This is a genomic window from Enterobacter sp. SES19 (assembly GCF_011765665.1).
In the GTDB taxonomy this organism is placed as follows: domain Bacteria; phylum Pseudomonadota; class Gammaproteobacteria; order Enterobacterales; family Enterobacteriaceae; genus Enterobacter; species Enterobacter pseudoroggenkampii.
Genome location: NZ_CP050320.1, coordinates 2,114,594 through 2,136,873 on the forward strand (window position 1 = coordinate 2,114,594; position 22,280 = coordinate 2,136,873).

A 22,280-nucleotide genomic window follows, 5' to 3' on the forward strand; every position below is an offset into this window, starting at 1 on the left:
CTGTTATAAAATCAATAACAATATCCCGTTCGCGGTTTGAAATCCTTTATGCAAATAAATCTCTTTGAATCTATTCGAATTTTTATTGAAATTGTCGAGTCAGGTAGTCTTACCCAGGCGGCGGAGAATCTGCAGGTCCATCGCCCTGCAGTCACCAAAGCGTTACAGCTTCTGGAGCAACACAGCGGCACGCGGCTCCTGCAGCGCACAACGCGTCGGATTAGCCTGACGCCGGATGGGGAGGCGTTCTATCGCCAGAGTAAACCCCTGCTGGCGCAGGCGGACGAATTACTGGAGTCGTTTGGTACGGACCGGGCAATACACGGTCAGCTGCGTGTGGATATGCCGGTCTCTTTTGCCACGCTGCGGGTGATACCCAATCTGCCTGATTTTTATCGTCAGCATCCTGAGATCGACATCATTCTGAGCAGCTCTGACCGCCGTCGGGATATGCTGCGGGATGGTCTGGACTGCGTGCTGCGGGTGGGAGAGCTGGACGACGGCGATTATATCGCGCGTAAAATCGGGAACATCAAAATCACGACCTGCGCCAGCCCGGCCTGGCTGGCAAAACACGGTACGCCAGAAACGCCGGATGATTTACGCAAACATCAGGCCATCAACTGGATTAATACCAGCAGCAGACATATTCATCCGTGGACGTTTACCACGCCAGAAGGCGTCGCGGAGATGACTTTACCCGGTAAGCTTGTGGTGGATAACTCCGAGGCCTACATCGCGGCAGGCCTGGCCGGGCTGGGGTTAATGCAGGGGATGAATCTCTTTCTCCAGCCTTACATTGACCGCGGCCTGCTGGTTGAGGTCCTGCCAGCCTATCGCTCGCCGGACCGCAAGCTGTCACTGCTCTACCCACACCGTCACCTCTCCCGCAAAGTGCGGGTATTTACCGAGTGGCTGGAGAGTCTGGTGTGAAAACGGCCAGTTCATGGCATAGGGCCCCAATCTGCCCTACGTCATTGAGCAGGCGGGGCGTCGGTTCGTTTGCGCAGTTTAGCCGCAGAAAGTGCGTGAGTTCTGCGCCAGGAGAAAACAGGGGGCCGGGGCTGACGCCAATACCCAGCGCCAGCGCGCGACGATGCACCTCCAGGGCGTTGATCTGCTGAGGCAGTTCTACCCACAACAAAAAGCCGGCTGCGGGCACGTTTACGCGGGTACCAGGCGGAAAGCTCGCCCCGACCTGCGCCACGACGGCGGCTATTCCCTCTGCGATCCGCCGCTTTAGCCGCCGCAGGTGACGGTCGTAGTCGCCGCTTGCCAGCATCTCGCTCGTCGCGGCTTCCAGCAGCGGTGCACCTGCCCAGTCTCCGGCCATGCGGGCCTGCAAGACCTGCGTGTAATAGCGTCCGGCGGCAATCCAGCCGATTCGCCACCCCGGCGCAAGCGTTTTAGACAGGGAGCTGCAGTAAATCACATTCCCGCTCTGGTCGAACGCCTTGCAGGCCGGAGGACGTTGCCCCTCACCGACCAGATCTCCGTAAACATCGTCCTCAATCAACGGAATTTCTGCCTCTTCAAGCAGGGCAACCAGTTCCTGCTTGCGTGCGACGGGCATGCTGGCACCCAACGGGTTTTGCACGGTGGGTGAGGCCAGGACGGCAGCGGGGCGATGGCAGCGAATGGCGTCAGCCAGCGGTTCCAGCAGCAGGCCTTCCACAGGGTCGGTGGGGATCGCTAAGGCCTTCAGGCCTAAATCCTCCAGCAGCAGGAGCGTGCCAAAGTAGGCGGGCTGCTCAATTGCCACCACATCACCTGGCTGACACACGGCCCGAAGTGCCAGGCGCAGCGCCTGCGTCGCGCCCGAGGTGATAATGAGATCGTCCGCGCTGAACCGGGCTCCCCATTGCGCAGAGCGCGCGGCAATCTTACTTCGTAGGTCTGCTCTTCCCGGGGGCAGGCTGTAGCTCTGTCCATGCGCGTCCAGACGACGGCCCGCGGAGTGCAACGCCCGCTGCAGCGCGTCTCCTGGCAGCCACGCGGGATCGGGCAGGGCGGCGCCCAGCGGGATCAGCCGGGCTTCTGCACTGCTGAACAGCGACCGGGCCACGGCGGATAGGGTGACGGGGACCGGACCGGGTGAGGAGCGCGCGGGCTCCACGCGCGGTGACAGGCTGGTCTGGCGGATGTAGTAACCTGAACGCGGGCGCGCAACGATCAGCCCTTCAGCCTCGAGGCAGCGAAGGGCCTCCAGCGCCGTCGGAAGGCTAACGTGCTCGCGCTCGGCCAGTTTACGCGCGGAGATCATCCTGTCACCGGTGCGCAGCGCGCCAGACGTCAGCGTGAGGCGCAGCATCTCGGCAATTCGGCGATAGTGTGGGGACGACTGGGACGGGGCAGACATGGGTATCTGTTCAGGCTAATTTTCGATAAAACTGACTATACAGCCAATGATGCGCGCCATCTATAGTGTCCGGCATGTTCAGGACAAGGAGGCATTATGCACAGCGATAATTTCGACATTTCCTCGTATTTCAAACGCATAAACTACACCGGACCGGCGGCGGCCGACACGTCCACCCTGCATGCGCTGATGCGTCATCAGCTCTTTTCCGTTCCCTTTGAAAATCTGGACGTGCAGGCGGGTAAAATTGTCTCGCTGGCACCAGACGACATTGCCGATAAGGTGTTAAAGAAAGGGCGCGGCGGCTACTGCTATGAGGTGAACGGGCTTTTCGCCATGGCGCTGGAGGCACTCGGTATTCCTTACCGTTTCGTGGCGGCGCGTCCGATGTTCTACCCCGCGCGGCGGCCGAAAACCCATATGGCGTTGATTGCCGAGGTGGAGAGCCGACAGTGGCTTTGCGACCTCGGGTTCGGCAGCTACGGCATTCGTGCGCCGATGGCGCTGGACACGCTTGATGTGGATATCACGCAGGATTTCGACACGTTTCGGCTAAGCCGCAGTGCGGAGGGCGAATATCTGCTTGAGGCGAAGGTGGAGGGAGAGTGGGCCAGGCAATACGGCTTTGATCTCACGCCTCAGGAATGGATTGATTTCGTCCCGGCCAACTACCTTAACTCCACGCACCCGGATGCGATCTTTGTGCAGAAGCGGGTGGTGGTGCAGCACAGCCCGGAAGGACGTCAGATTTTACTGGGCGATATGCTGAAAACCATCACGGCGAACGGCACTGAAGCGCGGCAGCTGGCGGAGGATGAAATCCGCCATGTCCTGAAAGACCGTTTTGCGTTGACCGCCGCGTAATCAGCCGGGAAACGGTGGAGCCTCAGCGCAGTTCATCTTCTGTGGCTTTGCGCTGAGCGCCCCACTGTAACAGCAGGCTAAACGACGCGGGTAACACGGTCAGCGTCACCAGCGTCGCAACCAGCAGCCCGCCGATGATGGCATAGGCCATTGGACCCCAGAAGACCTGGTGAGAAATGGGGATCATGCCCAGAATGGCGGCACAGGCGGTCAGACAGATGGGTCTGGCCCGGTGTTCCGCAGCCGCCATAATCGCGGCATCGTTTGTCATCCCCTGAGCAAGATTGCTGTCAACCTCGCTAATCAATATCACCGCGTTCCGCACGATCATCCCCGCCAGGGCGATAACGCCCAGCAGCGCGACAAACCCCATCGGCGTTCCGCCGGGCAGCATAGCCAGCACGATCCCCGGTAAACCAAACGGGGCCATCAGGAGGGCCAGCAGCATCCGGGAATATCGCCGCAGCTGAAGCATCAGCAGCAACAGCATGATGACCAGCGTTACCGGAAGAACGGTAAAGACGGAGCTGTTCCCCTTATCCGATTCGGCAACCGCGCCGCCTTCTTCAATGCTGTAACCTGCCGGCAGGTTCGCGCGCAGTTTATCGACCGCCGGACGCAGCGCCGCGGATACCGCTTCAGCCTTCAGCCCCGGGGCAAGATCCGTTTGCACCGTGATAAAGGGCACGCGCTGGCGACGCCAGATAACCGGATCGTCCACGCCCCAGACCGGCGTCGCGACGGCGCTGAGCGGAATTTTTTTACCGTCATTCCCCTGAATCGTGAGTGAGGAGAGGGTGGCGGTGCTCTGGCGCGCGCTGTCCTCGGCCCTGAGCACCACGTCGACAAGGCGGTCATTATCTCTGATGGACGTGACAACGCTGCCGGACCAGACGGTATTCAGCGTGCGGGCGAGATTTTCTGACGATATTCCCGCCGCCCTGGCCGCCGTCTGATTCACCTTAAGGGTGATGACCCTCTCCGGCTCTCCGGCCGTCTGGTTAACGTCGCGTGAGAACGGGGACTGCCCAATCGCGTCCGTGAGACGATTCGCAAACGCCCGGACCTGCAGATAATCAGGCCCGCTCACCCGGTATTTGATAGGCCAGCCGACGGGGGGCCCCAGCTCAAGGGGCGACACGCGCGTGATGATGTCGCTAAATTGTGTCGCCAGGAGCCTGTTCAGCTGCGCATGCAGACGATCCCGCGCCTCAAGGTCTTTAGCCACCACAACCATCTGGGCGATATTCTCATTTTCCAGCAGCACGTCCATCGGCAGGTAAAAACGGATGGCGCCCGACCCGACGTAGGTCGAGTAGCGATCGATGTTGCCGTTGCCGACCAACGCCTTTTCCAGCTTTTCCACCTCTCTTAACGTTTCCGCCTGCGACGCGTTGGCCGGAAGCGTCAGGCTGACCAGCAGCTCAGGCCGGTCCGAGGCGGGGAAAAACTCGCCCTGCATAAACGTCGTGCCGTACGCTGACAACCCCAGCGCGGCAAGCGCAATCAGCACGGTGGAGAGCCGGTGGCGGAGCGCCAGGCGTAAAAGCCGTCCGTACCCGCGCGCGATCCTTCCCGGTCCCGCCGCGTGATGTCTGACTTTTTCCGGCAGCAGCCACGTACCCGTCAACGGCGAAAACAGGATCGCGACAGCCCAGGAACAGAGCAGGGCGATGAGCACCACCGCAAACAGGGAAAAGCAGTATTCACCGGCGCTGGAGGCCGCAAAACCAACGGGAATAAAGCCAGCAATCATCACCAGGGTACCGGTGAGCATCGGGAAGGCCGTCGTTTTGAATGCATGGGTGGCCGCATGCCGACGGGAATCCCCGGCTTCCAGCCGGGAGACCATCGTTTCGACGGCGATCATGGCGTCATCCACCAGCAGGCCCAGGGCAATGATCAGCGCCCCGAGCGAGATACGCTGAAGGCCGATGCCTGCGAGCATCATGCCGGCAAACGTCATGGCGAGCACCAGCGGGATGGCCGTCGCCACCACCAGTCCGGCCCGTAAACCCAGCGAGACAAATGAGACCGCCAGCACGATAACAACGGCTTCGATAAGCACCCGGATAAACCCGCTTACCGCATCACTCACCACCGCTGACTGATCGGCGACTTTCACCATCTCGATACCGTGCGGCAGCCCGGCGCTGAGGGTCGCCATTTTTGCGTTCAGCGCAGCACCGAAACGCAGCATATTGCCCGTTGGCGCCATCGAGACCGCCAGCCCGATAGCCGGTTTGCCGTTCACCCGGTAGGCCGGGGCCGGTGGCTCGGCGATTTCCCGGGTGACGGTGGCAATGTCGGTTAGCGGGATATAGCGATTGTTAACGTGCAGCGTGACGGCGCGTAAACTCTCTTCGGTCGTGAGCGCACCGCTGACCTTTATCGCCATGTTCTCCTGCCCGGTACGCATCGTTCCTGCCGGGACAACGGCGTTTTGCGCCCGGAGGGCGTCGGCGACCGCCTGAATATCCAGCCCCATACCGGCCAGGCGCGCCGGAGAAAAGGCGAGAACCCACTGCTCCTGCTGTTCGCCCAGCAGGGTGGTTTTACCCATATCCGGCAGGGACATCAGCTCGCGCCGTATTGTCTCTGCGCGAACCCGCACCTCCCGCAGGGTGAAACCATCGGGAATAAAGGCGTAAATTGTGCCGAACGTGTCGTCAAACTCGTCATCCACGGCAGGACCCTGCACCCCTTCGGGCAGGGACGGCGCGATGTCCTGCATTTTTTTGCGAACCTGATACCAGATATCGGGCACGCTTTGCGGGGGCGTATCGTCACGGAGGTTGACGTGGATAACGGTGCGTCCGGCCCGGGTTTCACTTTCGAGATAGTCCAGCCAGGGCGTTTCCTGCAGCTTTTTTTCAAGCGTATCGGTCAGCAGTCGGGTGGTATTCGCCACGGATGCTCCCGGCCACTGCGCGGAGACGACGGCCGTTTTAATGGTGAATGCCGGATCTTCGTTACGCGGCAGCTTTTCATAGCAGAACACGCCCATCGCAATCACCAGCAGCATGAAAAAGCTGACCGTCTGCTGGTTCTTCAACGCCCAGGCGGAGAGGTTAAATTTGGTTTCCGATCCTGTGTTCATGGCTGAACCTCTTCGGCAATCACCGGCTCGCCGGATCGTAATGTGCTCACGCCCGCTGTAATCACCCTGTCGCCGGGCTCAAGGCCGGAGGCAATCATGACAGAGGTGGCCGTATAGCTGGCGGGCACCACCACGCGTAGTTGCGCCCGCGACTGCGGGGTAATCACAAAAACCGCCGGTTTGTCGCCGGCTCGGGTCAGCGCGGACGCGGGAAGGGTGTACCCGTGCGGGGCTGACGATGGCAACGTGACGGTAACGCTGGCACCCAGCGCCATGGCCGCCGGCGGGTTTTGCAGGGTGGCCCTGGCGCGCCAGGTGCGGGTCTGAGGATCGGCCTGCGGGGTGATATCCCGCAGTAGGGCAGACGCCTGTACCGACGGTGCGCTGAGCAGGGAAACCTGCAAAACCGCCTTATCCAGAGGCGGGATCGTATCGGGCGCGGCAATATCAAACACCACGTCGCGGACTTCCCCGGTTGCCAGCGTCAGCACGGACTGACCGTCGCTGACAACCTGTCCCGCAGAGGCGTTCACGGCCGTAATGACGCCCGCTTGTGGCGCGTTCAGGCGCGTCCAGCCGAGGCTTTCGCGGGCATTTCGCCACGCGGCCTCGCTGCTTTTTAAGCGCGCGCGGGCGACAAGCCAGTCCGCACGGGCGCTGTCGAGCTGCGTGCGGGCTATCGCACCCGTTGGCATGAGCTTTTGCATGCGACTGACGTTAAGCGCGGCGACCTGCGCTGAGGCTTTGGCGCCTTCATAATCGGCCTCAGCGCCGTCGAGCTGGTTTTGCCCGGTCGTATTGTCAAGCGTGGCCAGCAGCTGTCCGGCGGTGACCCTGTCACCAATATCGACGCTACGCGTCAGCATCCGGCCCCCGGTACGAAAGCTCAGGGTCGTTTCATCGTGGGCATGGATCTCACCGGTTCTTTCCAGCGCGGGAAGGGTTTGAGTGGTGCCAACGACGACGTAGCGTACCGTTCGCACAGGGTTGGGCTTATTTTCGTGTTTATCACCGCAGCCGGTCAGCGGAAAAATCGCCAGCGCAAGCAGGGCCAGGGGAAGAAAATGCAGCCAGGAAAGGGTGCGCGCCACGCCGTACAAATGATGCAGGCAGTGGCGGAGGGAGAGAAAAAATTCGTCTGACATAACGCCGCTCCATAAAGGGAATGGCGTTATTAAATGCGCGCTACGTCGAGAAAGATTCGATGTTCTGTCAAGGCTTTATCAAGAGTGGCGATTTTCATTATCGGAGGGATGCCAGGGCAACAAAATGCGCACCGCGAGGCCGCCGGTTTCCGGTAATGACGCGCTAATCTCACCCCCATGCGCCTGGCAAATCGCCCGGGCAATGGACAAACCAAGGCCGCTGCCGCCGGAATGCCGCGCGCGGGACTGCTCCTCGCGGCTAAAGCGTTTAAACATTTCCGGTAAGAACTGGGGCGACACGCCCGGCCCGTCATCGGTGAATTCGAGGATGTAATGCCCGCTGGCGTAATGCAGTGCCACCTCAAGGTGACCGCCTTCGCGTCCGTAACGTAGCGCATTTTCCATGAGGATGGTAACGACCTGCCCCATACGGAACGCATCGCCCCGGAAGGGGCTGGTGTGCGGGTTACGCAGCGTTATCCTGAAATGATGCGCATCCGCCTGGGGCATGATCCAGGCAGCCCGCTCCTGAATCAGCTCATCCAGACAGAACGGCTGGTCCTCCAGCACAAGGTTACCCGCGTCTGCCAAAGAGAGAAGGTGGAGTTCATCGGTGAGGCGGTTGAGGTGCTGGAGCTGTTTCATCACCATGCCCAGCTGCGCCGGGCTGGCATCAAACACGCCGTCTAACATGCCCTGCAGACGCCCGATGGCGGCCGTCAGGGGCGAGCGCAGCTCATGCGCCATCGCGACGTGCGAGGCGCGGAGCTCTTTCTCATAGCGGGCAAGTTGTCCCGTCATAGAGTTAAAGTCGGTCGCAAAGCTGACCATTTCTGCCGGTGCATCTTTGATCAGCTCTGCCTGACGGCCAAACTGACCTTCGGCGACATCCTTTGCCGCATCGCGAAGTCGGCTGAACTGTAGCGCCAGCGGGCGGGCGTGTTTTAGCCCCATTACCACAATAAACGGGATCATTACCAGCACCAGCAGGGCTACCGTGACCCAGTCGGCTGAGGCGATAGACGGCGTGGAATAGCTCAGGCCCCACCATGTGTCCACAATCGTGTGGAAGCGGGCCGGATTGGCCTGCGGGTTCTGGCTGAGCGTAAGAAACTCCTGCCGGACCGCTGGCGGCATCTTGCCCATGATCCAGTAGTTTTGTACCGCATAGCGCAACCACATGCAGGTGGCAATGACGATCACGCTGCCGATGGCCAGCGCTAAAATGCGTGCGCAAATCCAGCGCCACAGAGAGGCGTGTCGGTTTTTTATCATGGCTGTCTGAACCTGTAACCCACGCCGCGAACGTTGATCAGCACGCCGGAAATACCCGCCGCTTCGAGTTTTTTACGCAGGTTATAAATATGGGTGTCCACCACGCGCTCCAGCGCCTCGCTTTCCGGCAAGCAGTGTTCCAGTAAATACTGGCGGGAGAACGGGTGCGCAGGAGAACGCAGCAGCGTTGCCAGAAGCGAGAATTCCGTTGGCGTAAGATCGAGCATCACGGGGGCGTCGTCGCCGTTATCCACGCTCGCCACAATGGCGGCGACATCCACCTCCAGCGTTTGCCAGCGAAGGATCGCTTCGTCTGTCTCTTTTTTACTGCTGCGCCGCAGCACCGCCTGCACCCGCGCCACCACTTCGCCCGGATGATAAGGCTTCACAACGTAATCATCGGCACCGTAACGCAGGGCGCCAATGCGATCGGGAGTATCCCCCATGGCCGTAACCATAATCACCGGCACATCGCTTTTACGACGCAGGCCCGCCAGCACCTCGGTGCCGTTAAGCCCCGGCAGCATTACGTCCAGCAGAATGAGGTCGGGCTTCCACCGCTGCGCCATATCCAGGCCGGAAAGACCGTCCCCGGTAATGGTCACGTCGTAATTTTCACGCCGTAAATAGGCTTCGAGCACGCCAGCCGCATCGGCGTCATCTTCAATAATCAGCACTCTTCTGGACAACATCCGTTCACCTTGACCATTTCTTAACACTATCCCGACGATTCATTGATTCAGCCAAATCATACTGCGCCAACATTGTGTGGTCGCCCCTGAATCAGGAGACGCCAGCGTCTGTATGGAGAGCAGTATGATAGCGATAAAAAAAGTCCTGTATATGTCCGTCCCGCTTCTGATGGTCGTGACGTCTGGCGTGCAGGCGGATGATGGCACCGCGTCCGATTCCTTAACCGTCGGGCTGGGAGGGCAGTATGCCCCGCGTTACTCAGGCTCAGACAAGCAGGTGTGGCAGGTGGTTCCGGTGCTGCAGGGTCGTAAAGGCGCTTTCTTTATTGATGCGCAAAAAGGGGTGGGATATGACCTGCAAAATGACAGCGGTTGGTATTTCGAACACACGCTGGGCTACGACTTTGGAAGGGCTGAGAAAAATTCTGGCTGGCGTGAGGGGGCAAACAATCTGAAAGGGATGGGGGACATTGATGCCACCCTGAATACCGGCCTTGCCGTAGGCTGGCAGACCGAGCCATGGCTGAGTATGGAAGGCAAAGCGACGCTGCCGTTAACGGACAGCCAGGGGGTAAGCTATCAGGCCTCCGTGACGCTAATCCCTTTACAAAATAACCAGGACACGGTCGCCTTGCAGTCTGCGGCCCTGTTTGGCGACAGCCGTTATCTGAATACGTGGTATGGGGTCAGCGAGCAGCAGAGTCGCCGCACTGGATATCGCCGCTATTCAGCGCCGGGTGGATTTTATGGCGTCGATACCAGCCTGACCTGGAGCCATCAGTTCGATGCTCACTGGGGGACGGTCCTGAGCGCGGACTATACCTGGCTTAGCGATCGTGCGAATAACAGCCCGATCGTGATGCGGCGCAACGAGGGGTCTGCAACCGCCGCTATCACCTGGACATTTTAAATTCGCAGAGCACGATGTGAGCGAGGGGAAGAGGATTACTTCTTCTTATCCATCATCGCTTTTAAATCGGCAAACGGGTTAAACGTGGCGACGCCCACGTCTTTTTGCGCGTCTTCCCCTGCGACCACGGTGGTGCCGTACTGATCCGCTTCGGTGTATTTCGAATGCTCGTGATCGTGGCAAAACAGGCACAACAGCTCCCAGTTGCTGCCATCTTCCGGGTTATTGGTATGGTCGTGATCGATATGGTGAACCGTGAGTTCACGCAGATTGGAATAGACAAACTCGCGCGAGCAGCGTCCACACACCCATGGATAGATTTTTAATGCTTTTTCGCGATAACCGCTTTCCAGCCGCGCGTAGTTTTTAGGGATTAGAGCCATTGCCGGTTTTACCTGCCATGAAAAAAGTGGGGGATATTATATCCCATTATGGCGCGTAATGACGCCCCGCTCAATTCTGTCAATTTATTTGAATCATTCCGTTAAATAAACGGCATTTATTCTTACCGGGTAATGCGTAAAGTGGACAGAACGCAACGCATTATCAGGACACATGGTTATGAAAAAGATCGGGTTTTTATCCTTTGGTCACTGGACGCCTTCACCGCAGTCCGGCACGCGCTCGGCGGCAGACACGCTGCTGCAGTCCATCGATTTAGCCGTGGCGGCTGAAGAGCTGGGGGCAGACGGCGCGTATTTCCGCGTGCACCACTTTGCCCGACAGCTTAGCTCGCCGTTCCCTCTGCTGGCCGCCATTGGCGCAAAAACGAAGACCATCGAAATCGGTACCGGCGTGATCGATATGCGCTATGAAAATCCGATGTACATGGCCGAAGATGCGGGCGCGGCGGATCTGATTTCCGGCGGTCGCCTGCAGCTTGGCATCAGCCGTGGCTCGCCGGAGCAGGTCATCGATGGCTGGCGTCATTTCGGCTATGTCCCGCAGGAAGGGGAAAACGAGTCGGATATGGCGCGTCGTCATACCGAGGTGCTGCTTGAGGTGCTGCGCGGGGAAGGGTTTGCCAAACCGAACCCGCAGCCAATGTTCCCGAATCCGCCGGGGCTGCTGCGCCTGGAGCCGTATTCTGAAGGGCTGCGCGAGCGTATCTGGTGGGGCGCCGGTTCAAATGCGACGGCCGTATGGGCGGCAACGCTGGGAATGAACCTGCAAAGCTCAACCCTGAAGGACGATGAAACCGGTGAGCCGTTCCATATTCAGCAGGCAAAACAGATTCGGGCTTACCGTCAGGCCTGGAAAGAGGCAGGGCATACGCGCGAGCCGCGGGTGTCGGTCAGCCGCAGTATTTTTGCGCTGATGGACGACCGCGACCGGATGTATTTCGGTGCCAGCCGCAACGACAGCGATAGCGTGGGGTATCTTGATGAGAAAACGCGCGCCATCTTCGGGCGCAGCTATGCCGCGGAGCCGGACAAGCTGGTTGAACAGCTGAAAAAGGACGAGGCGATTGCCGAGGCGGACACGCTTTTACTGACCGTACCGAACCAACTGGGTGTGGATTATAATGCGCACGTGATTGAGTCTATTCTCAAACATGTCGCACCGGCAATGGGCTGGCGCGAGTAGTTCCGCTAGCAGCCGTGAGATCGTAATGGAAAACCTGGCCCTCTGGTATCGCCGTTTTGGCGAGCCAGAAACCGTTCTGCAACCTGAAACCGCGCCGCTGGGGGCGCTTACACCGGGTCATCTCCGCGTGCGAATGCTGTTTTCTCCGGTGAACGCGTCCGATCTCATTCCCATTACCGGCGCCTACCGTCACAGAACCCCGTTACCTGCCGTCGCGGGGTATGAAGGTGTCGGCGTTGTCACCGAGGCGCCCGCCTCGTTTAAGCATCTGGTGGGTAAGCGCGTCCTGCCGCTGCGCGGTCAGGGCACCTGGCAGCGCTATGTTGATTGCCCGGCAGAGTATGCGATACCCATTCCGGACGTTGTCGACTCGCACCTGGCCGCGCGGGCCTACATCAACCCGCTGGCGGCGCAGATGATGCTGACCCGCTACCCGCCTCGTGGAAAGCGGGTGCTGCTCACGGCTGCCGGGTCGGATTGCGCCATCCTGCTGGGGCAGTGGGCGCGTCAGGCGGGGGCGGAAGCGGTGTATGGCATTCACCGTTCTGCCGTGCATGCTGAACGGCTGGAGGCGATGGGCATCATTCCCGTCGCGCAGCATGACGCAAACAGAATTGGCACCGTCGCCGCCCGCAGCGATATCGTCTACGATGCCACCGGCGGGCCGCTTGCGGAAGCGATCCTCAGCGTGATGCCCGAGCAGGGCATGTTTGTTTGCTACGGCCTACTCTCCGGGCAAACCTTCAGACAGCAACGGCCCGTGCCGCGCGTGGCGTGGTTCCATATCCGAAACGGTCTGGATGCGCTCAGCGCTGAGGCGTGGCGCGCCGAGTTTGACCGCATCTGGCTTAATTTGCCCAACAGTGGGTACAGCGACGTCACGGTGTATCCACTGGCGGAATGGCAGAGAGCGATCGGTACGTATCGCGAAGGTGGAAGGACCCGCAAGCCCCTCCTGTCGATGGCGGACTGAACGCTACTGATGGCTCATATCGCTCAGCAGCACGGCGATACTTTGCCCGCCCGCCGTCTGTTCCAGGCCAATCTTGACGATGATGGTCAGCGGGACGGAGAGCAGCATCCCAACGGGCCCGAGCAGCCAGCCCCAGAATATCAGGGACAAAAAGACCACCAGCGTGGAAAGTCCCAGCCCTCGCCCCATCATGCGTGGCTCAAGAATATTACCGAACACCAGATTGATGACCAGGTATCCGGCCAGCAGGATCAGCGCGTCATAAAGCCCGCTGAAAACCAGCACCTGAAGGATAGGGGGGATCGCCGCCAGCACGGAGCCGATGTTGGGAATGTAGTTAAGCGCAAATGCCAGCAACCCCCAGACAAACGCAAAGCGAACGTCCAGCGCCAGAAGCATCACCCAGACGACACCGCCCGTGACCAGACTAATGGCGGTTTTCAGCACCAGATAGCGGGAGACGCTGTCCAGCGCGCGTTGAATCGCCCCCATCCCTTCAACCGGACGGACCATCATCTGCTGCAGTTTTGCCGGCAGCTGCGGTACCTCCAGCAGCATGAACACCACCGTTAAAAACAGCAGGAAAATGGATGTCATGGCATTGGAAAGCTGTGCCAGCAGGCTGGTAACGATCGTCATGGCCGCATTGGGGTCGATATATTTCAGGAGTTCCTCAACCGAGACTTCGATACCCGCGCGCTGCAGCCAGGGTTCAAGCTGCAGCAGCGGTATCGCCAGCGAAGAGCGGTATTTTGGCAGCGTTCGCGCCAGTTCGTTTAGCGAGGTCCCCAGATACGCCACCAGCAAGACCATCGCCACAATAATGATGCTGATAAGCAGCGTGATGGCCAGCACGCGCGGAATGCGTAGCCGCGTCATGCGCTGTACCAGTGGATTAAGGATCACTGCAACAAACAGGGACAGAATAAAAGGCACAATAATGTCGGCGGCAAAACGAACGCCTGTCAATATGATCACCAGCATGCCCAGCATGATGACAATTTTTAACCCGTTCAGGGTAATGATGGGTTTAGCCATGGTGACTCCGGAAAAATCTTTTTATTTATAATAAAGGTGAACGGCATTGCAATAAACTAACCAAAATCAAACGGGATGGGTAAAGAATTGCAAAGACTTTGAGTAAAATCCTGGCTTATGGTACAAATTTGGTGTGTTTAACTACCGAGGACAATTTTCATCCGCAAAGACGAGAAGCAACAACGCGGATAATTGTAATTTTATGGACAATATGTTCAGGACGTACTCTTCAAACAATACCGCTGTATACTCCACCTCCTTCTGCCTGCTTTCTGGTGAGCAACACTGGCGCACCGCACTATAGTCATCTCTTCTGCCTGAGCTGGCGCTAAGCGCTTAGCTGTCTGATTTCAATTCGTATTTTTTGGTTTGCTGCACGCAGCGGGCCACGATGGATTATATTCTCAAGCAGGAGAAAAACATGTTTTACTGGATCCTATTAGCGCTGGCAATTATCGCTGAAATTACCGGCACGCTGTCTATGAAGTGGGCAAGCATCAGCGATGGCAACACCGGTTTTATTTTGATGCTGGTGATGATTTCGCTTTCTTATATTTTCCTCTCGTTTGCGGTGAAAAAAATTGCGCTGGGCGTCGCGTATGCACTGTGGGAAGGAATCGGTATTTTGTTGATTACGCTTTTCAGCGTGCTGATATTTGACGAAACATTAACACCAATGAAGGTCGCCGGGTTAACGACGCTGGTCGCGGGTATTGTGCTGATTAAATCCGGTACCCGAAAACCTGGCAAACAGCAGAAGGAGCAGAACCATGCAACAGTTTGAATGGGTTCATGCGGCCTGGCTGGGGCTCGCCATTGTGCTGGAAATCCTGGCGAACGTTCTGCTGAAATTCTCTGATGGTTTTCGCCGTAAACTCTACGGCCTGATGTCGATTGCCGCGGTTCTCGGGGCGTTCAGCGCCCTGTCCCAGGCGGTAAAAGGGATCGATCTTTCGGTGGCCTATGCGCTGTGGGGTGGTTTTGGTATCGCCGCCACGCTGGCCGCAGGCTGGGTGCTCTTCGGCCAGCGTTTAAATAACAAGGGCTGGATGGGGCTCATCTTGCTGCTTGCCGGCATGATCATGATAAAACTCGCCTGACAGACCTCAAACCATGATTTACAGGCAGCGAAATTCGCTGCCTGTATTACGCTTAGAAAAGCAAAACATGAAGAGGATGGCTGATGTATCGCACATTAAGCTGGCGCAATATTCCCAATGCGAGAACGTTGTTTGCCATGGTCTTCATGGCGGGGATCGGCTTAATCATCTCCATCGTCGCACTGCTCTATCTTTCCCTGCATCTTATCAGCACCAAAACCAACGAAATTGATGAACACCGTACGGCGCTTTCCGTGCAGGGGGCTATTCAGACCTCGGTTAATCGCGTCTCCTCGCTGGTGCTGGATAACGCCGTCTGGGACGATGCGGTGCGGGAGGCCTACCGTCCCACGCTCGATACGGACTGGTTGTATAACACCTGGGGTGCTGGCTTTAAAATCAATAACCTCTATGACGGGACCTTCGTGCTGGATGAGCATTTCAATGTCATCTGGGGATCGTTTAAAAGTCAGCCCTTTCAGGAGACGAATCTCGATTTTTTTGGTAAGGGGCTGAAAGCCCTTATTGCTCAGCACGCGCGCGACTTATCAAGCGATAAAAATATCTATGCCGGGATCAGCAAAACACGCAGCGGCGTCGCTTTTGTGGGCATTGGATTGATTCGCCCGATGGTCGGAAGATTACAGGTTACCGACGGAACACGCCGCTATCTGGTGATCACCCGTCATCTGAACGCCAGAATCTTATCCGACCTGGGAGCAACCTTTCAGATCGATAACCTTCACTTTACGCCGGAAAAAATTAACGAGCTGAGTATGCCGCTGCGCAGTTCGGCTGGGGAGCTGCTGGGCTATCTTAACTGGCAGGCGCGGCTTCCGGGGGCGCAGGCCGCCCAGGCGGCATCTTCTGATATCAGGCAGATTGTGGTGCTGGCGTCGGCCCTCATCCTGCTCTTTATTCTGGTGAGCAGCGTGGGGCTGTACAAGCTTGCGCGAGGGGAAAGCCAGGCGCGTCTGGTTGCCAGAACGGACTGGCTAAGCCACTTGCCTAACCGGCGTGCGCTCATCGAGGCGCTGGATCGGGTGCGTTTACGCGGTGATACCGACGTCAAAAGCGTGGTGTTTATCGATCTCGATGGTTTTAAGGATGTGAATGATATCTATGGTCACAGCGTGGGGGACGATCTCATCGTGGCGATTGCGAAAACGCTGAGTGAACGCGTGCCGCCGGGCGGGATGCTGGCGCGGATGGGCGGGGATGAATTTGCCATGACCATCGGCGGTGATGATGCAGAGGTGCAGGCTACCGCCTTTGCCGTTTCGGTGCTGGATTTTCTCACCACCCCGGTTCAACTGGGGGAACGCACCATCCATATCGGGGCCAGTATCGGTATCGCCAGCGGAACCCTGACTGAATGCAACAGCTCAGAACTGTTTCGCCGCGCCGATATTGCCATGTATCACGCCAAAATGAGCGGGAAAGGGCGTATTACCCACTATGATGCGGAGTTGAACAGCGTCCGGGAACGCAAGCTGGCGATTGAAAATCAGATTCGTGACGGTCTGGCACGCGATGAGTTTGAGGTCTGGTATCAGCCGATTATTGACGCCCACAGCCAGACAATGAGCAGCGTCGAGGCGCTGGTCCGCTGGCCGCGTCGTCCGGACGGGCCGCTTGGGCCGGATATTTTTATCACCATCGCGGAGACCAGCGGTCTGATTTACAAGCTGGGCCAGTTTGTGTTGCAGCGGGCCTGCCAGGATCTGCAGCCGCACGGCGACTTAAAGCTCTCCGTAAATATCTCCCCCGCGCAATTTCGCGATCCCGCCTTTGAAGAAAAAGTGGCCAGCGTGCTGGAGACCACCCGTTTCCCGGCCCACCGACTGCAGCTTGAGGTCACGGAGTCCTACGTGCTGGAAAACCCGGAGCGTGCCCGCATGGCGATAGCCAATCTTAAAGCGCTGGGCACCGCGGTGGCGCTGGATGATTTTGGTACCGGCTATTCCAGCATTGGCTATTTGCGGCGTTTTAACTTCGACACCATCAAGATCGATAAATCCCTGGCCGGGCTGGTGGACCACGATGAACAGGCGGCCGCGCTGGTGAGCGGCACGGTGCGGATTGCCAATGCGCTGGGCATGGCGGTGGTGGCAGAAGGGGTGGAAACCGAGAAGCAAATGAAACTGCTGCGGCTGGCTGGCTGCGATCAACTGCAGGGTTTTTGGTTCAGCCAGCCGATGCCGATTGAGTCAATCAGAGCGTTACGTAAGGTCAGACGCTGCTGATTTACTGCTGCGCCAGCGCTTCCAGCTTGTCGCGAAAACCGGTCACGGACAAGGCCCGGTTATCGGCGCGCCAGCGATCTTTCGCCGCCGGGGCAGAGCTCTGCACACCGATCAGCTGCCAGCCGTTATCTGTTTTCAGCATCAGCGGTGAGCCGCTATCGCCCGGTAACGTATCGCACTGATGGGAGAGCACGCTGGTTTGCGCCCAGCCCGTCACAATACAGTCGGTATGCGTATAAAGCGTATCCAGATGATCGACAGGATAGCCCGATTGCGTCACCTTCCGGTCAGTGGCTTTCAGCGCGGCGGTGAGTGCGGCTTTGTCGCCCTCAAATAACGGCAGTGGCGTAATGCCTGAAGGCGGGTAGCGTAAAACGATCAGGCCAAAGTCCCATGAGGCAGCCCCCGGCGGCACGATCCAGCCGTCACCATCCGGTTTCAAGCGTTTGCCAAGAGAGGGATCAACCCGACCTTCAATGCCGTGGATTTCATAGCGCCAGGTCCCTTTTTGCGACACAAACCGCAGGGCAACCGCTTTATCCGGCTTGCCGTTTGGCGGCGTTAACAGACAATGGCCTGCCGTCAGGGCAAGCTGTGGGGTGATCAACGTCGCAGTACATAAGTTACCGCTGGCGGTTTCCAGTTGACCTATAGCATCCCAGGGAGCCTGAGTGGGATCGGCGACGCGCGTGCGATCGTCATGACCGAAAAAAAGCGTCTTTAGCTCTTTCGCGCTAATGGTGTCATCACCGCCATCATCCGCATGTGAAAATCCAGAAAAAAGACCAAACGTTCCCAGTAACAACACAACAGATTTACGCATATCACACTCTGGTGGGGGTAATTATGATTATTAAAAGTGAACCCTATGAAAATACTATAGACGGGACAGCGCTAAAGTGGGAGCAAAATCAGCGTGCTACAATCAGGAAAGATAAAAATGGCTGGCGATGAGCGCGCATAAAATAAGCAGGATCAGAATCAGCTCAAACCGATAGCGTCGCAGCATACGCCCTCCGGATAAAAAAAACGGCGCGGAACCTGTTCCGGTTCGGCGCCGGTTTACCAACGTGCCCCGAAGGGCACGGTTTAGCTTGTACTCTTACGCAGCTGGCTGTGCAGCTGGTTTAGCAGCTTCGTGTTTTACTGCTTTTTTGTGATGCTTTTTAGCAGCCTGAGCTTTCTGCTCTACAGCCGGTTTAGCGGCTTTTTTGTGGTGATGCTTTTTAGCAGCCTGAGCTTTTTGCTCTACAGCCGGTTTAGCGGCTTTTTTGTGGTGGTGCTTTTTGGCAGCCTGAGCTTTCTGCTCGGTTGGTGCTGCGGTTGCAGGTGCAGCGGCTTCTTTTTTCGCTGCAGCTTTGTGATGTTTCTTATGGTGAACCGCTTTTGCTGGGGCAGCGGTGGTGGTTGCAGCAGGTGCGGCAGCCGGTGCAGCAGTTGCGGTAGTGTCAGCAGCAAATGCAGCAGAAGACAGACCCATAGCAGCGGCAACAACCAGAGCTAATACTTTATTCATTCTCATACCCTCGAATTTGGTTTTTCATTTAACCCCACTGCGGGGCCGTTGAAATAACTATATCCCTGTAAATTCGAGGTTTCCGTGAGTGATTGGTATCGGCGTGTAACCATATGTACATTGCCGGTGTTCCCTATAAAATAATGCCTGCACAGACGACCCCCTCTCCCTTGAGGGAGAGGGCTGGGGTGAGGGGGAACATACGGCTCTGGTGGTCATTCCGTTCACTTTATATTCCTTGCTACTCTTTAACGACATGGCCTGTGAACGTGCCAGGGTGGCTCAGTCGCCACCACCCTGGCAACCCTGGCTCCCGGCGGTAAATCGCCGCTTCGCGGTGCCCTCGGCGTATTCCTTCCGGCTTATCGGGGACGGGCGGAGGTAACATCCCTGTAAAGCCCGCCCTCTCGGCGCATCCATGCGCCTCGCCCCGGCCGGAAGGCAAACGCCTCAGCGATTTACAGCCGGACCAGGGCATCGCTGAAAGCCTTTAGTCGTTCTGAAACAAGGTTATCGCTTCTGCTTAAAAAATTTACTGGAGGTCCCTCACCTCCGGCCAAACAGATTACAAATAGCGCGAGGTCAGATGTTCGCGGAAGTAACGGATGTTCAGATCCTCGCCCGTCGCCTGGGTAATTAACTGCGACGTGCTGAAGCGACTGCCGTGCTGCCAGATGTTCTGACGCAGCCACTCAAAGAGTGCAGAAAAATCGCCCTCAGCGATGGAGGCCTGCAGACCCGGAAGCGCCGTTTTCGCGGCATGGAACAGCTGCGCGGCATACATGGCCCCCAGCGTATACGACGGGAAGTAGCCAAAACCGCCGTCAGTCCAGTGAATATCCTGCATACAGCCGTTGCGGTAGTTGTCTTTGGTGGATAACCCGAGCCAGGCCTGCATTTTCTCGTCCCACAGGGCAGGGATATCGTCCACTTCGATCTCGCCGTTGATCAGCGACCGCTCAATCTCATAGCGCAGCACCACGTGCGCCGGGTAGCTCACTTCGTCCGCATCGACGCGGATATAGCCCGGCTTCACGCGCTGGTTCCAGGCGATAAAGTTCTCTTCGCTGAACGCCGCCTGGCTGCCAAAGCGGGCATGCACCGCAGGGAGAAGATGCTTGAGGAAGGCTTCACTGCGTCCCAGCTGCATCTCAAAGAACAGGCTCTGTGATTCATGGATCGCGGTTGAGCGGGCCAGCGCAATCGGCTGTCCTGCCCACGCGCGCGGCAGGTTTTGTTCGTAGCGCGCGTGTCCGGTTTCGTGGATCACGCCAAACAGCGCGCTAAGCAGCTCATCCTCGTCATAGCGCGTGGTGATGCGCACGTCCTCCGGTACGCCGCCGCAGAACGGGTGCGCGCTTACGTCGAGGCGACCGCTGTTAAAATCGAAGCCGAGCATCTTCATGGCTTCCAGGCCCAGTTCACGCTGTGTTGCCGTCGGGAAGGGGCCCTGAGGGGGAACGAACGAGCGCTGAGCCTGTTTTTCCACCACGTTTGCCAGCAGGTCCGGTAGCCAGGACTTCATATCGCCGAACAGAACGTCCAGACGAGCGCTGGTCATGTCGGGTTCAAAAATATCCAGCAGCGCGTCGTAAGGCGTACAGCCTTTGGCTTCCGCCCGCAGGCGAGCCTCTTCGCGGCTGAGTTTGACCACCTCTTTCAGGTTGGCGGAAAAGCCCTGCCAGTCGTTGGCGGGACGCTGGGTACGCCAGGCGTGTTCACATTTATTGCCCGCCAGCGATTTGGCTTCCACCAGCGATTCGGGCAGCAGGGTCGCCTGCTGGTAGTGGCGCGTCATTTCGCGCAGGTTGGCCTGCTCGACGTCATTCAGATCTTCTCCTGCCGCTGCCGCTAACAGGTCACCGACTTTTTTATCGGTCAGGATCTGGTGCTGCAGGACGCTCATCTCCGCCAGCGCCTCGCCGCGCGCGGCGCTGCCGCCTGGCGGCATCATGGTGAACATGTCCCAGCTGGCGATGGAGGAGAGGTGCGAGAAGCGGGAGAGACGCTGGAAGATTTTCACAAGTGACTGATAGGCTGATATTTTTTGCAATTCTTATTTCCTCATGCCAGGGATGTGTTTCAGGGAGCATACAATGAAACGGACCCAATTCCCCAACATTTCCCACACGGAGGAAATCTGTGCCGATTTCCTCCGTTGAAACCGTCGCCGGAATTCCGGGAGACGGTTTTCGGTGGGCACTCAGGCCTTATCGCGCATAATCTGTTGCAGGATCGCCAGTGCCTGGGTGAACTGGGCATCCGGAATGGTCAGCGGATAAAGGAAGCGGATCACGTTGCCGTACTGGCCGCAGATCAACAACAGCAGGCCCTGAGCGAGCGCCTTTTGCTGGATCGCCTGCGCGATGGCGGCTGAAGGTTCACGGCTCTCGGGATCAAAAAACTCCGCCGCGATCATCGATCCTCTTCCCCTTATCGCCACGAGTGCAGGGAAGGTGCCCTGAATCTCCTCCAGCGTGGCTTTCAGCCGATCGCCCAGCTGACGGGCGCGTGCGCACAGCGACTCGTTGTCGATAATCTTCAGCACCGCGTGCGCGGCGGCCACCGCAAGCGGGTTGCCGGCATAGGTTCCCCCCAGGCCGCCGGGCGCCGGCGCGTCCATGATGTCGGCGCGACCCACCACGCCGGACAGCGGCATTCCGCCTGCCAGGCTTTTAGCCATCGTCATCAGGTCGGGTTTGTCCGCGTAGTGTTCCATCGCAAACAGCTTACCCGTACGGGCGAAGCCGCTCTGCACTTCGTCGGCAATCATCACAATCCCGTGCTCATCACAGATGCGGCGGATGGCGGCCACCAGTTCTGGCGGGGCGACGTTGAATCCGCCTTCACCCTGGATGGGTTCAAAAATAATCGCCGCCACCTGTTTCGCCTCAATATCTGCTTTGAACAGGCGTTCTATCGCCGTGATGGCATCCTGCGTCGTGATGCCGTGCAGCTCGGAGGGATACGGCACGTGATAAACCGACCCCGGGAAGGGGCCAAATCCCAGCTTGTAAGGTGCGACCTTGCCGGTTAACGCCATGGTCATATAGGTTCGGCCGTGAAAGCCTCCCCCGAAGGCTATCACACCCGGTCTGCCGGTGTGGGCCCGGGCGATTTTAATGGCATTTTCCACCGCTTCCGCGCCCGTTGTGAAGAACGCCGTTTTGGCCGGGCTCTGCACCGGGGCCAGCTCGTTAAGTTTTTCGGCCAATGAAACGTAGCTTTCATACGGCACAATCTGGTAGGCCGTGTGGGTGAACTGGTGAAGCTGTTTTTCTACGGCAGCCACCAGTTCAGGATGACGATGGCCGGTATTCAGTACCGCGATCCCGGCGGCGAAATCAATATAGTCGTTGCCTTCCACGTCGGTAAGCGTGGCATTCTCCGCCGAGCGGGCAAAGAAATCACACATTACGCCTACGCCGCGCGGGGTGGCAGAAAGTCTGCGCTGATGAAATTCCTGGTTACTCAT

19 protein-coding genes are annotated in these 22,280 nt (G+C 58.2%); 8 read left to right on the forward strand and 11 right to left on the reverse strand.

Translation table 11 applies throughout. The features are described 5' to 3' along the window. The first annotated feature begins 48 nt into the window (after positions 1-48). Positions 49-933 carry a LysR family transcriptional regulator gene (locus GXP72_RS10105; protein ID WP_048991185.1) on the forward strand — a complete coding sequence of 295 codons (885 nt, stop codon included), beginning with the start codon at positions 49-51 and terminating at the stop codon, positions 931-933. On the opposite strand, the gene GXP72_RS10110 is transcribed toward GXP72_RS10105, so the two are convergent. Next, entirely contained in the window at positions 905-2,359 is a 1,455-nt protein-coding gene (locus GXP72_RS10110; protein WP_208763805.1) for a PLP-dependent aminotransferase family protein, read from the reverse strand. The genes GXP72_RS10105 and GXP72_RS10110 overlap by 29 nt on opposite strands. Before the next feature lie 96 nt (positions 2,360-2,455). Between GXP72_RS10110 and GXP72_RS10115 the strand changes: the two genes are divergently transcribed. Then, positions 2,456-3,223, forward strand: coding sequence for an arylamine N-acetyltransferase (locus tag GXP72_RS10115; protein WP_048991182.1), 768 nt, complete (start codon positions 2,456-2,458; stop codon positions 3,221-3,223). Positions 3,224-3,245: 22 nt separating this feature from the next. On the opposite strand, the gene GXP72_RS10120 is transcribed toward GXP72_RS10115, so the two are convergent. The 4 genes from GXP72_RS10120 to GXP72_RS10135 all read right to left on the reverse strand — a co-directional run bounded on the left by GXP72_RS10120 (position 3,246) and on the right by GXP72_RS10135 (position 9,435). Beyond that, complete coding sequence (locus GXP72_RS10120; RefSeq protein ID WP_208763806.1) at positions 3,246-6,323, reverse strand: efflux RND transporter permease subunit; 3,078 nt, start codon at positions 6,321-6,323, stop codon at positions 3,246-3,248. Further along, positions 6,320-7,468: an efflux RND transporter periplasmic adaptor subunit gene (locus GXP72_RS10125; RefSeq protein WP_048991178.1), complete on the reverse strand. Its 1,149-nt coding sequence runs from the start codon at positions 7,466-7,468 to the stop codon at positions 6,320-6,322. Before GXP72_RS10125 ends, GXP72_RS10120 begins: the two co-directional genes overlap by 4 nt. A 78-nt stretch (positions 7,469-7,546) precedes the next feature. Continuing rightward, positions 7,547-8,743, reverse strand: a complete 1,197-nt coding sequence (locus GXP72_RS10130; protein WP_061715380.1) for an ATP-binding protein — start codon at positions 8,741-8,743, stop codon at positions 7,547-7,549. Next, on the reverse strand, positions 8,740-9,435 hold the full coding sequence (locus tag GXP72_RS10135; protein WP_048991176.1) for a response regulator: 696 nt from the start codon (positions 9,433-9,435) through the stop codon (positions 8,740-8,742). Before GXP72_RS10135 ends, GXP72_RS10130 begins: the two co-directional genes overlap by 4 nt. A 124-nt stretch (positions 9,436-9,559) precedes the next feature. Here GXP72_RS10135 and GXP72_RS10140 point away from each other — a divergent pair, with 124 nt between their 5' ends. Continuing rightward, complete coding sequence (locus tag GXP72_RS10140; protein ID WP_061715379.1) at positions 9,560-10,345, forward strand: MipA/OmpV family protein; 786 nt, start codon at positions 9,560-9,562, stop codon at positions 10,343-10,345. Between the two features lie 35 nt (positions 10,346-10,380). On the opposite strand, the gene yajD is transcribed toward GXP72_RS10140, so the two are convergent. Then, complete coding sequence (gene yajD, locus GXP72_RS10145; RefSeq protein WP_003857471.1) at positions 10,381-10,728, reverse strand: HNH nuclease YajD; 348 nt, start codon at positions 10,726-10,728, stop codon at positions 10,381-10,383. Positions 10,729-10,906: 178 nt separating this feature from the next. On the opposite strand from yajD, the gene GXP72_RS10150 reads away from it, so the two are divergent. Further along, on the forward strand, positions 10,907-11,932 hold the full coding sequence (locus GXP72_RS10150; RefSeq protein WP_048991174.1) for an LLM class flavin-dependent oxidoreductase: 1,026 nt from the start codon (positions 10,907-10,909) through the stop codon (positions 11,930-11,932). Positions 11,933-11,957: 25 nt separating this feature from the next. After that, a complete protein-coding gene (locus GXP72_RS10155; RefSeq protein WP_090417206.1) occupies positions 11,958-12,905 on the forward strand; it encodes a zinc-dependent alcohol dehydrogenase family protein in 948 nt (315 codons plus the stop codon). A gap of 3 nt (positions 12,906-12,908) precedes the next feature. Here the strand turns inward: GXP72_RS10155 and GXP72_RS10160 are convergent, their stop codons facing one another. After that, positions 12,909-13,943: an AI-2E family transporter gene (locus tag GXP72_RS10160; protein WP_024909146.1), complete on the reverse strand. Its 1,035-nt coding sequence runs from the start codon at positions 13,941-13,943 to the stop codon at positions 12,909-12,911. Between the two features lie 421 nt (positions 13,944-14,364). Between GXP72_RS10160 and mdtJ the strand changes: the two genes are divergently transcribed. The 3 genes from mdtJ to GXP72_RS10175 all read left to right on the forward strand — a co-directional run bounded on the left by mdtJ (position 14,365) and on the right by GXP72_RS10175 (position 17,289). After that, the gene (gene mdtJ / locus GXP72_RS10165) at positions 14,365-14,727 is read left to right on the forward strand and encodes a multidrug/spermidine efflux SMR transporter subunit MdtJ (protein WP_024909145.1); all 363 of its coding nucleotides are present in this window, start codon (positions 14,365-14,367) and stop codon (positions 14,725-14,727) included. Beyond that, entirely contained in the window at positions 14,714-15,043 is a 330-nt protein-coding gene (gene mdtI / locus GXP72_RS10170) for a multidrug/spermidine efflux SMR transporter subunit MdtI (RefSeq protein ID WP_024909144.1), read from the forward strand. The genes mdtJ and mdtI overlap by 14 nt, the downstream gene beginning before the upstream one ends. 83 nt (positions 15,044-15,126) lie before the next feature. After that, positions 15,127-17,289, forward strand: coding sequence for a bifunctional diguanylate cyclase/phosphodiesterase (locus GXP72_RS10175; RefSeq protein WP_090417204.1), 2,163 nt, complete (start codon positions 15,127-15,129; stop codon positions 17,287-17,289). 1 nt (position 17,290) lies between these two features. On the opposite strand, the gene GXP72_RS10180 is transcribed toward GXP72_RS10175, so the two are convergent. The 4 genes from GXP72_RS10180 to puuE all read right to left on the reverse strand — a co-directional run bounded on the left by GXP72_RS10180 (position 17,291) and on the right by puuE (position 22,280). Further along, positions 17,291-18,112, reverse strand: coding sequence for a serine protease (locus GXP72_RS10180; RefSeq protein WP_090417202.1), 822 nt, complete (start codon positions 18,110-18,112; stop codon positions 17,291-17,293). 279 nt (positions 18,113-18,391) lie between these two features. After that, the gene (gene asr / locus GXP72_RS10185; RefSeq protein WP_032651095.1) at positions 18,392-18,805 is read right to left on the reverse strand and encodes an acid resistance repetitive basic protein Asr; all 414 of its coding nucleotides are present in this window, start codon (positions 18,803-18,805) and stop codon (positions 18,392-18,394) included. Positions 18,806-19,370: 565 nt separating this feature from the next. Beyond that, positions 19,371-20,858: a carboxypeptidase M32 gene (locus tag GXP72_RS10190; protein WP_061715374.1), complete on the reverse strand. Its 1,488-nt coding sequence runs from the start codon at positions 20,856-20,858 to the stop codon at positions 19,371-19,373. Positions 20,859-21,008: 150 nt separating this feature from the next. Continuing rightward, positions 21,009-22,280, reverse strand: a complete 1,272-nt coding sequence (puuE, locus tag GXP72_RS10195) for a 4-aminobutyrate transaminase (RefSeq protein WP_090417200.1) — start codon at positions 22,278-22,280, stop codon at positions 21,009-21,011.

What these genes read in the sequence shown, in the direction of transcription:
- GXP72_RS10130 (WP_061715380.1), bottom strand. Translation starts at nt 8,743, where the DNA reads ATGATAAAAAACCGACACGCCTCTCTGTGGCGCTGGATTTGCGCACGC.
- yajD (WP_003857471.1), bottom strand. Translation starts at nt 10,728, where the DNA reads ATGGCTCTAATCCCTAAAAACTACGCGCGGCTGGAAAGCGGTTATCGC.
- mdtI (WP_024909144.1), top strand. Translation starts at nt 14,714, where the DNA reads ATGCAACAGTTTGAATGGGTTCATGCGGCCTGGCTGGGGCTCGCCATT.
- GXP72_RS10140 (WP_061715379.1), top strand. Translation starts at nt 9,560, where the DNA reads ATGATAGCGATAAAAAAAGTCCTGTATATGTCCGTCCCGCTTCTGATG.
- GXP72_RS10175 (WP_090417204.1), top strand. Translation starts at nt 15,127, where the DNA reads ATGTATCGCACATTAAGCTGGCGCAATATTCCCAATGCGAGAACGTTG.
- GXP72_RS10160 (WP_024909146.1), bottom strand. Translation starts at nt 13,943, where the DNA reads ATGGCTAAACCCATCATTACCCTGAACGGGTTAAAAATTGTCATCATG.
- GXP72_RS10135 (WP_048991176.1), bottom strand. Translation starts at nt 9,435, where the DNA reads ATGTTGTCCAGAAGAGTGCTGATTATTGAAGATGACGCCGATGCGGCT.
- asr (WP_032651095.1), bottom strand. Translation starts at nt 18,805, where the DNA reads ATGAATAAAGTATTAGCTCTGGTTGTTGCCGCTGCTATGGGTCTGTCT.
- GXP72_RS10180 (WP_090417202.1), bottom strand. Translation starts at nt 18,112, where the DNA reads ATGCGTAAATCTGTTGTGTTGTTACTGGGAACGTTTGGTCTTTTTTCT.
- puuE (WP_090417200.1), bottom strand. Translation starts at nt 22,280, where the DNA reads ATGAGTAACCAGGAATTTCATCAGCGCAGACTTTCTGCCACCCCGCGC.
- GXP72_RS10115 (WP_048991182.1), top strand. Translation starts at nt 2,456, where the DNA reads ATGCACAGCGATAATTTCGACATTTCCTCGTATTTCAAACGCATAAAC.
- GXP72_RS10155 (WP_090417206.1), top strand. Translation starts at nt 11,958, where the DNA reads ATGGAAAACCTGGCCCTCTGGTATCGCCGTTTTGGCGAGCCAGAAACC.
- GXP72_RS10125 (WP_048991178.1), bottom strand. Translation starts at nt 7,468, where the DNA reads ATGTCAGACGAATTTTTTCTCTCCCTCCGCCACTGCCTGCATCATTTG.
- GXP72_RS10120 (WP_208763806.1), bottom strand. Translation starts at nt 6,323, where the DNA reads ATGAACACAGGATCGGAAACCAAATTTAACCTCTCCGCCTGGGCGTTG.
- GXP72_RS10105 (WP_048991185.1), top strand. Translation starts at nt 49, where the DNA reads ATGCAAATAAATCTCTTTGAATCTATTCGAATTTTTATTGAAATTGTC.
- mdtJ (WP_024909145.1), top strand. Translation starts at nt 14,365, where the DNA reads ATGTTTTACTGGATCCTATTAGCGCTGGCAATTATCGCTGAAATTACC.
- GXP72_RS10150 (WP_048991174.1), top strand. Translation starts at nt 10,907, where the DNA reads ATGAAAAAGATCGGGTTTTTATCCTTTGGTCACTGGACGCCTTCACCG.
- GXP72_RS10110 (WP_208763805.1), bottom strand. Translation starts at nt 2,359, where the DNA reads ATGTCTGCCCCGTCCCAGTCGTCCCCACACTATCGCCGAATTGCCGAG.